The organism is Salipiger sp. HF18, from assembly GCF_011806505.1.
Classification (GTDB): Bacteria; Pseudomonadota; Alphaproteobacteria; order Rhodobacterales; family Rhodobacteraceae; genus Salipiger; species Salipiger thiooxidans.
This window is the reverse complement of record NZ_JAATOS010000516.1, coordinates 1-2734: the sequence shown is the minus strand read 5'-3', so window position 1 is coordinate 2734 and position 2734 is coordinate 1. Positions and strand designations below refer to the sequence as shown.

Annotated in this window: 3 protein-coding genes; all 3 read left to right on the top strand. The window is 68.0% G+C overall.

Annotated features, from left to right (window positions below; translation table 11 throughout):
* Positions 1-656 (top strand): alpha/beta hydrolase (locus HC022_RS23395; RefSeq protein WP_167454006.1); only part of this gene is annotated, 656 nt, incomplete at its 5' end.
* 30 nt (positions 657-686) lie between these two features.
* Positions 687-1901, top strand: coding sequence for a sugar ABC transporter substrate-binding protein (locus HC022_RS23390; protein WP_167454005.1), 1215 nt, complete (start codon positions 687-689; stop codon positions 1899-1901).
* Positions 1902-1971: 70 nt separating this feature from the next.
* Positions 1972-2734: carbohydrate ABC transporter permease (locus tag HC022_RS23385; protein WP_167454004.1), on the top strand; the 763-nt coding region annotated here is incomplete at its 3' end.

The window sequence follows — 2734 nt, the reverse complement described above, 5'->3', positions numbered from 1 at the left end:
GCTGGGCGCTGTGCTCGGTCTCCACCCATGAGGGCGCCGCGCGGCGCATCGCCGAGGCCTGTGCCTGCCCGGTGCTGACCTTCGACTACCGGCTCGCCCCCGAGAACCCCTACCCCTCGGGCCTCGCGGATGTGCTGAGCGCCTGGCGTGCGCTCGACACGGGCCGGCGCTGGAGCATCGGCGGCGACAGCGCCGGGGCCAACCTGTCGCTTGCCGCGATGCTGGCGCTGCACGACGAGGGCGCCCCCCTGCCCGCCGCGGCGCTGCTGTTCTACGGCGTCTACGGCGCCGATTTCGACAGTCCCAGCTACATCCGCAACGCCGAGGGCCCCGGGCTCACCCGCGCCAAGATGATGCGCTACTGGGACTGGTACGCCCCCGAGACCAAGCGCGGCACGCCCACCGTGGCGCCGCTGGCCGCCAGCGACGCGCAGCTTGCCGCGATGCCGCCGCTCTATCTCAACGCCGCCGAACTCGACCCGCTGCTCTCGGACACCGAGGCGCTGGTGGCGCGGCTGCGCGCGCTGGGGCGCGAGGATGACTATGACCTGATCCCGGGCGTCGTGCACGGGTTCATGCAGATGGGCCTCGCCCTGCCGGAGGCGGCGGACGCCTTCAGCCGGGCCGGCGAGGTCTTTCAACGCATTACCGCCTGAGGAAGAGGCGGACATTTAGGGAGGAAGACAATGAAATTGAGAACCTTGACCGGGCTCGCATCGACCCTCGCGCTGTGCGCGGGCATGGCCAGCGCCGACAGCACGGTGCGTTTCTGGTACCACTTCGACAACGCCGACAACCCGATGGACGCGCTGGTCGAGAAGTTCGAGGCCGCCAACCCCGACATCACCGTCGAGGCCGAGAACATCCCGTGGAACAGCTACTACGACCAGCTCTACACCGCGATCATCGGCGCCAACGCGCCGGATGCGGCGATGGTCAAGATGTTCGCCCAGCCGCGCCTCGTCGAGATGGGCGCGCTGGCCCCGATCGACGACTGGCTGGCCTCGTGGGAGGGCACCGAGGGGCTGCAGGATAACCTGATCGAGCTCACCAAGGGCCCGGACGGCAAGCAGTATTACCTGCCGGTGCAATACGTGGTGCTCTACCTCTACTACCGCCCCGACATGTTCGAGGAACTGGGCCTCTCGGTGCCGACCACCTGCGAGGAGTTCCGCGACGCGGCCAAGGCGCTCACCCGCGACACCGACGGTGACGGCCAGATCGACACCTACGGCTTCGGCTTCCGCGGCGGCAAGGGCGGCCACGACCACTGGGCGAGCTTCGTGCTCGGCGCCGACGGCGTGAGCCTGACCGAGGGGCTGACCTCGGAGGCGGGCATCGCCGGTACGCAGTTCGTGGCGGACCTGTTCCAGCAGGACAAGGTGTTCCCGCCCTCGGCCCCCAACGACGGCTTCCAGGAGATCATCGGCGCCTTCAAGGCCGGCAAGACCGCGATGACCATCCACCACATCGGCTCGGCCAACGGCATGGTCGAGGCGCTTGGCGACAACGTGGCGGCGGCGCCCGTGCCCGCCTGCGGCGGCGGCCAGTGGACCGCCTTCGGCGACGAGAGCACCGCGGTGCTGTCCTCGGCCGAGGATCCCGAGGCCGCGTGGAAGTGGATCTCGTTCCTGTCCTCGCCCGAGAACAACGCGCTCTTCAACGAGGCCACCGGCCAGCTTCCGGTGGTGAAATCCGACAGCGAGGCCTGGAGCCTGCACCCGCAGCGCTTCGTGCAGGCCACCGTCGACAGCCTGCCCTTCGCCGAGATGCTGCCCAACAGCAACGCCACGGCGGACTTCGTCAACACCGAGTGGCCCACGAACATGCAGCGGGTCCTCACCGGCGACATCACCGCAGAGCAGATGAACACCAACATCGAGAAGCTCTTCGCCGAGTGACCCACCCCCCGGGCGCCCATCCCTAGGGCGCCCGGACTTCCCTTCCCCCGGACACCGAAAGACCGTGCCCATGACGGACGCGACCATGACACATGTCTCCGAAAGAACCGCCCGCCGCGCCTCGCTGGGACGCCATGTGCTGCCCTACGCGATGCTGTCGCCGGCGGTGCTCGTCACCCTCGCCATCGTGTTCTTCCCGATGCTCCAGACCGCCTGGATGAGCCTGCACGACTACGTGCTCTTCCGGCCCAACGACTTCACCTGGGTCGGGCTCGACAACTTCAAGGCGGCGCTTTCGGACGAGGTGTTCTGGATCTCGCTCAAGCACACGATCATCTGGATGTGCACCACGATCCCGGCGCAGCTGCTGCTGGGGCTGGCGACCGCGCTGCTGCTGAACCAGGAGTTCCCCTGGCGCCCGGTGGCGCGGGCGCTGATCATCATCCCCTGGGCCCTGCCTTCGGTGGTGATCGCGCTGATGTGGGTGTGGATCTACGACAGCAACTACGGCATCGCCAACGAGCTCTTGCTGCGCATGGGGCTCATCCAGCAGGCGATCCCGTGGCTTGCCGACCCCGATACCGCGCTGGCCTCGATCATCCTGACGCTGACCTGGCAGGGCTTCCCGTTCTTCGCGGTGATGATCCTCGCAGGCCTGCAGTCGATCCCGCAGAGCTACTACGAGGCCGCCTCGATCGACGGCGCCTCGGCCTGGCGCCAGTTCTGGCACATCACCCTGCCCGGCATCTCGGGCGTGATGATGACCGCCGTGCTGCTGCGGATGATCTGGGTCGCCAATAGCTTCGACGTGATCTTCGTGATGACCGGCGGCG